Origin of the sequence: Actinomyces sp. ICM47 (genome assembly GCF_905369875.1) — a bacterium.
In the GTDB taxonomy this organism is placed as follows: Bacteria; Actinomycetota; Actinomycetes; order Actinomycetales; family Actinomycetaceae; genus Pauljensenia.
Genome location: NZ_CAJPJE010000070.1, coordinates 1 through 5,983 on the forward strand (window position 1 = coordinate 1; position 5,983 = coordinate 5,983).

General features: G+C 64.0%; 8 protein-coding genes. 7 read left to right on the forward strand and 1 reads right to left on the reverse strand.

Going from position 1 to position 5,983, the window contains the following annotated elements:
- From QZ149_RS09815 to QZ149_RS09825, 3 genes are all read left to right on the forward strand, one after another.
- Window positions 1-431, forward strand: a 431-nt coding sequence (locus QZ149_RS09815; RefSeq protein ID WP_291451260.1) for a peptidylprolyl isomerase, incomplete at its 5' end; no start/stop codon positions are given.
- A 107-nt stretch (window positions 432-538) separates the two neighbouring features.
- Window positions 539-1,417 carry a rhomboid family intramembrane serine protease gene (locus QZ149_RS09820; protein WP_291451261.1) on the forward strand — a complete coding sequence of 293 codons (879 nt, stop codon included), beginning with the start codon at window positions 539-541 and terminating at the stop codon, window positions 1,415-1,417.
- 112 nt (window positions 1,418-1,529) lie between these two features.
- The gene (locus tag QZ149_RS09825; protein WP_291451262.1) at window positions 1,530-2,291 is read left to right on the forward strand and encodes a DUF364 domain-containing protein; all 762 of its coding nucleotides are present in this window, start codon (window positions 1,530-1,532) and stop codon (window positions 2,289-2,291) included.
- 98 nt (window positions 2,292-2,389) lie between these two features.
- Here QZ149_RS09825 and QZ149_RS09830 read toward each other — a convergent pair whose 3' ends face one another.
- Entirely contained in the window at window positions 2,390-2,653 is a 264-nt protein-coding gene (locus QZ149_RS09830) for a cell division protein CrgA (protein ID WP_009649261.1), read from the reverse strand.
- 125 nt (window positions 2,654-2,778) lie between these two features.
- Between QZ149_RS09830 and QZ149_RS09835 the strand changes: the two genes are divergently transcribed.
- The 4 genes from QZ149_RS09835 to QZ149_RS09850 all read left to right on the forward strand — a co-directional run bounded on the left by QZ149_RS09835 (window position 2,779) and on the right by QZ149_RS09850 (window position 5,337).
- Window positions 2,779-3,483: a DUF881 domain-containing protein gene (locus QZ149_RS09835; RefSeq protein ID WP_291451265.1), complete on the forward strand. Its 705-nt coding sequence runs from the start codon at window positions 2,779-2,781 to the stop codon at window positions 3,481-3,483.
- Window positions 3,476-4,237 (forward strand): class E sortase, encoded by a 762-nt coding sequence (locus QZ149_RS09840; protein ID WP_291451263.1) that lies wholly within the window; start codon window positions 3,476-3,478, stop codon window positions 4,235-4,237. The genes QZ149_RS09835 and QZ149_RS09840 overlap by 8 nt, the downstream gene beginning before the upstream one ends.
- Before the next feature lie 10 nt (window positions 4,238-4,247).
- Window positions 4,248-4,409: a hypothetical protein gene (locus QZ149_RS09845; protein WP_009649255.1), complete on the forward strand. Its 162-nt coding sequence runs from the start codon at window positions 4,248-4,250 to the stop codon at window positions 4,407-4,409.
- A 289-nt stretch (window positions 4,410-4,698) separates the two neighbouring features.
- Entirely contained in the window at window positions 4,699-5,337 is a 639-nt protein-coding gene (locus QZ149_RS09850) for a gamma-glutamyl-gamma-aminobutyrate hydrolase family protein (RefSeq protein WP_366488491.1), read from the forward strand.
- Window positions 5,338-5,983: the final 646 nt, after the last annotated feature.

The following is a 5,983-nucleotide window of genomic DNA, read 5'->3' on the forward strand; positions in this document are numbered from 1 at the left end:
TGGCCAAGGGCGAGCGCGAATGGGTCGACCCCAAGACCGGTCAGAAGACGTCCCGTCCCCTCTACGACGGCACCATCTTCCACCGCGTGATCCCCGGCTTCATGATCCAGGGTGGCGACCCCCTCGGTACCGGCACCGGTGGTCCCGGCTACCAGTTCAACGACGAGATTCACCCCGAGCTGAACTTCAACGAACCCTACCTGCTCGCCATGGCTAACGCTGGCAAGCGCATGGGCCGCGGCACCAACGGCTCCCAGTTCTTCATCACCGTGGCCCCGACCCCGTGGCTGCTCGGCAACCACACGATCTTCGGCAAGGTCGTCGACGAGGCCTCCAAGCGCGTCGTCGACGCCATCGCCACCACCCCCACGGGCGCGAACGACCGCCCCGTGACGGAGCAGGTCATCAACTCGATCGAGATCGTCGACTGACCTTTTCTCTTGTCAGTGACGAGGCCGGGGCCGCTCCCGCTGCTCAGCGCAGTTGGCGGGATGAGAGACCCCGGCCTCGTCCCTTACCCACGAATGAAAGGGACGCTATGAGCCTGCCGAGCTACGTCCAGCGGTCCGACCCGCGGGCCGCCCCCGACTGTCCGCGCCACCCGGGCGTGCGCAGTGTCGACTACTGCAAGCGCTGCAACCGGCCGATGTGCGTGGACTGCTTAATTCCGACCGAGGTGCGCTCGATCTGCGTGGACTGTACATCTTCGAAGCGCGGATGGGTGCGCCAGGCGTCGCGCGCGGCGCGGATGGGTGCGCCGGTCGTCACCTACGTGATGATGGCGATCTGTATCCTCATGTACCTGGTGACCTGGGTGTTCCCCTCCCTCAAGTCGTCTCTCGCGTTGGTTCCGCTCTTCCTCATGTCGCGCCCGTGGACGATCCTGACGGGCGCGTTCCTGCACGGTGGGCTGCTGCACATTCTGTTCAACATGCTCTCCCTGTACTGGGTGGGTCGCGCGATCGAACCCGTCCTGGACTGGTGGCGTTTCCTCACCGTCTACCTGGTGAGTGCGCTGGGTGGATCCGCTTTCATCCTCGCCTGGTGTCTGATCCAGCCGTCGGAACTCCTCGTGGGCACGGTGGGGGCGTCGGGCGCTGTGTTTGGCCTCTTCGGTGCCGTGTTTGTCCTGCAGCGATTGGGGGGAGCCGATACGACACCGATCCTGACGTTGTTGGGCATCAACCTGGTATACGGTTTCTTGGCCAGCGGCATCTCGTGGCAGGCGCACATCGGGGGCGCGGTCGCCGGCGTGGCCGCTACGTGGGTGCTTGCACGCCTGGCTCGCCCGCGCTCGGGCATCACGGAGGCGGCGCAGAATCGTCGACAGCTTCTGGTGGCTCTCGGCATGATCGCGGGTATCGTCGCGCTCAACGCTCTGGTGTTCCGCCTCCTTGTCGAGGTCTATGGCGCGTAATCGGGGTGTCGTCGCCTCTGCAGGGCCTCGGCACGTCTTCTGAGGATGACCTAACATAGGGAGGGTCCGGCACAGTGCCGGACCCTCCCTCATGCGCCCCACAGGAGACACCATGACCAGCCCCTGGGACCTGTACGACCAGCTCATCGACGAGATCCCCTCCGACATCACCGTCACCCAAATCCATACCGACGGCAAGTGGCGCCGCGTCGCCTCCAGCGACGACGGTGTCGGCATGGCCTTCGGCATGAACGTCCAGTCCCGCCCGCGCGCCACCGAGGACCCCTCCGAGCTGGTCGGTCGCCCCCTGCGCGACGTCGCCGCCCTGGCCAAATCCTGGAACTTCGAGGACGCAGGCATCGGCGTGGCCGCTATCAACGCCTACCACTCCCACCCTGAGGTCGCCCTCGCTCGAGGATTCACCCCCTGCGAAGAAAACAACTGGGCGCGCACCTTCCACCCCTACGCGCCCCTCGTCGCTGGCAAGCGCGTCGCCATCATCGGACACTTCCCCTTCGCGGCCGCAGCCATGCCCGACGCCGCCGAACTCAACATCCTCGAACGCAACCTCTTCGAGGGCGACTACCCCGATTCCGCCTGCGAATACCTACTCCCCGACATGGACTACGTCTTCATCTCCGGCTCCGCCTTCGTCAACAAGACCATGCCGCGTCTCCTCACCCTCGCCTCGAACGCCCACACCGTCGTCCTAGGACCCTCCACGCCCGCGTCCCCCGCGCTCCTTCACGCCGGTGCCACGACCGTCATATCCTTCGCCAGCGCCCACCCCGCGCGCCTCGAAGACGGCCTCGCCGGACGCTCCCTCCGGGGCATGTACGACGCCGGCATGCGCGTCCAGCTCAGCCGAGCATAATCACCCGGCCAGCCACGGCCTCGTCCATACACGACGTGGGGCGTCCCGGCCACAACCGGAACGCCCCACACTCACGTTTCACGCGAAACGATACGCGCTCAGCGCCAACGCAACGTCATCAGGAAACCCACCATCATCGTGCCCAAGCCCACCGCAATATTCCACTGACCGATCTTCGGAATCGGGTACACGCCCTGGGAAATGTAGAACACGACAACCCACAGCAGACCCACAATCATGAGTGTCACGAACGTCGGAGCCCACCAGACCGGGCTGAGCGGAATACCATCCGTCCAATTCTTGATCTCGGTATCGTCCTCGACCTCGTGCCCATTCTTCTTGCGCTTTTTCGATTCGGCCACGTCGGGTCCTTTCTACTGGCCCGCGCGGGAAGACAAACCGCCCGGCGGTGATGAATTAGTCGATACTCTAGCGTAGTCTCGGACATAGGAAGTACCCAAACGCAGCGCCACAGAAAGGGAGAATGATGCAGCCACGCAAAGTCCGCCACACGGCCGCCATCCTCACCGTCACCATCGCCTCCGGCCTGCTCTTCTCCATCTCCTCCCTCAACGAACGCAAAAACCCCGCCGGGACCTCGGACCTCACAACCCTTGTGCACACCCGACAAGCCCAGGTCGCTGCCCTCGACGCCGAGGTCGCTGCCCTCGACGCGCAGATACAAAACTTCTCCACCTCCCAACCCGGCGCGCCCACCCCCGACGAAGACGCCTTCACCGCCAAATCCACGCGCCCCGTCTCCGGACCCGGCGTCCAAATCACCCTCAACGACGCGCCCCCCGGCCGCATCCCCGTCGGCGCAACCCCCAACGACCTCGTCATCCACCAGCAGGACATCGAAGACACCATGAACGCCCTGTGGGCTGGCGGCGCTGAAGCCATGACAGTCCAAGGCGTACGCATCACCAACCGAACCGTCATCCGATGCATCGGTAACGTCATCCTGGTCGACGGAACCAGCTTTTCCCCACCCTTTGTGATTCAAGCAATCGGTGATCCTGACACCCTGCGCGCGACGGTTACTGCAAACCCACGTATGGTGAATTATCAGGCTTATGTGTCAAAGTACGGCCTCGGGTGGGACATGCAGACCAAAGACTCCCTAAGCTTCGCGCCTGCAACAACCTCGCTCACCGTCAACTATGCAACCGTGGAGGAAACGAATGGGTGAACACATCGCTCGAGCCACTCCGACAAAGAAAAAGAGCTCCAACATCTTCTGGAACATCGTCGGCGTCATCGGCGAGCTGCTCATCACCTTCGCGTTCGTCATCGGCCTGTTTTCCGTGTGGCAGCTCTACTGGACGACCTACCAGGTCGCCGGCCAGGTCACCCAGACCATTGCCTCGTACGAAGAAGAACACCAGCCCTCCAAGCGTACCCAAGGCGAGACCCGAACGGACGCACCACCCGAGTTCACGCGCGAGGTTGCATCCGGCGAGGTCTACGGCCTCGTCCACGTACCCACCTGGGACTGGATGAAGATCCCGCTGGCCGAAGGCACCACCTCCTACGTCCTCGACCAGGGCTGGGCCGGCCACTACGACATGACCACCCAACCCGGCGGCGTCGGCAACTTCTCCGTCGCCGGCCACCGCCGCACCTACGGCAACAACTTCCGCTGGATCGACCGCCTCACCCAGGGTGACAAGGTCGTCGTAGAAGTCGACGACCGCTACCTCGTCTACTCTATGGTCTCCTCCGAGATCATCGACGCCACCGACCCCACGCAGATGCGCGTCGTCGCTCCCGTCATCGACGACCTCTCCTGGTCCAAAACCCCCACCGAGCGTTGGATGACCATGACGACTTGCCACCCCGAATACGGCAACTGGCAGCGCTACATCGTTCACCTCAAGTTCGAATCCTGGACCCCCAAGGACACGGGCGTCCCCGCCGAACTCGTCGACGAACCCACGAACTAAAGGACCCCACATGTACGCATGGATCTTCCGCCACCTGCCCGGCCCCACCTGGTTCAAGGTCATCGAATCCCTGGCCCTCATCGCCGCGGCCATCGCCGCCCTCTTCACCTGGGTCTACCCCTGGGTCCAGTCCTACCTGGAACTGGGACAGTCCTCCGTCGGCGGCGCCTGAGCCACCCGCTTGTAGATGGGACGAGGCCGGGGCCACCCGGCCTCGTGTCGTATCCACGGGCGTTGGGCGGGGTCGCGAACCGTGGATGTGGGAATTTCTGCTCGGCTGTGCCCACGGGTGCGGGGTCGGTCTCCCATCTCTCATTCGTGAATGCGTCGCCGCTTTCTATGCCGCCGCTTTCCGCACCGCACCGCCCGTTTGTCGGACAGCGGTCGCGCGCCCACTGGGGGAGCACCCTACGATGGAGGCCGAAGAAGGGGCTACGGCCTCGTACATGAAAGGACCGGCGATGGCACGAATCCTCTGCGTCGACAACTACGACTCGTTCGTCTTCACGATTGTGGGCTACCTGCGCCACCTGGGCGCTGTTGTGGACGTCGTGCGTAACGACGTCGTGGATCCCGCGTGGTTCGAGGCCGGCTACGACGGCGTCCTCATTTCCCCCGGACCCGGCGACCCCAAGAGCGCCGGCGCGTCCCTGCAGACTATTGCCGACTGCGCCGAGCGGGAGATCCCGATGCTGGGCGTGTGCCTGGGCCATCAGGCCCTGGGTGAGCTGTTCGGCGCGACCGTGGGGCACGCGCCCGAACTCATGCACGGCAAGACCTCCGTCATCACCCACGACGGGCGCGGCGTGTTCGAAGACGTCCCCTCGCCACTGACCGTCACCCGCTACCACTCCCTCACGATCGACCCCGCGACCATGCCCGACGAACTCGAGGTCTCCGCGAGCACCGAATCCGGCATCATCATGGGCGTGCGCCACCGCTCCCTGCCCCTCGAAGGCGTCCAGTTCCACCCCGAGTCCGTCATGACACAGTCAGGGCACCTCATGTTCGCCAACTGGCTGGCCGCCTGCGGCGACGTGTCTGCACGTGAGCGTGCCGTTTCCCTGAAGCCCGTCGTCGCGGAGCGCTTCAAGCTGTAGGTTGCGCGTCGCCAGCCCACTGGCTGGACACGTTCAGTGAGTACAGCCGCGATGTCGGCGGTATTGAAGGTACGCCGTAGGTGTGCTTGCTTGTGGGTGGCCGCATGCGGATAGGACATGACGTCATGGATAGGTTCCGAGCATGCGGATAGGTTAATAACCTATCCGTGAACGCATAACCTGTCCGCGTAGGCGCAACCTATCCACGTAGGGGCGGGTCCGGCGCGGAAACATCGTCGTCCTGTGTATCCTCCGACGAGGCCGAGGTTGGGATCGCGGCAACTCGTGATTGTTGAGTGGAGTGTGAAACCGCTAGACGGAGACTGGGCCTTCTGGCTAGAGCGTGGGCAGCCCTGCCCACGCTCGACCTAGCGGGTTAACGTGCGCATCAGGGGGGTTTATCCGCCGGTTAGCGGGCTAAGGCTCTAGTTAGGCGTCCCGCGTGCGGGGAGAATCGCGAGGATATGCGGTGTCTCGAGGAATCCGCATAGCTGCCACGGCCTCGTATTCGCACTAAAGCGGCTCTTCGCATTTTGGGGTGTGGGGGGTGGTGTTGGCATGGGGTCGGGGCCTGCCCGATGATTGAGGTTGCGACACTTCAAACGCTGGGAGGCCCCGACATGGGTAATGGTACCTTTTCTGCTCT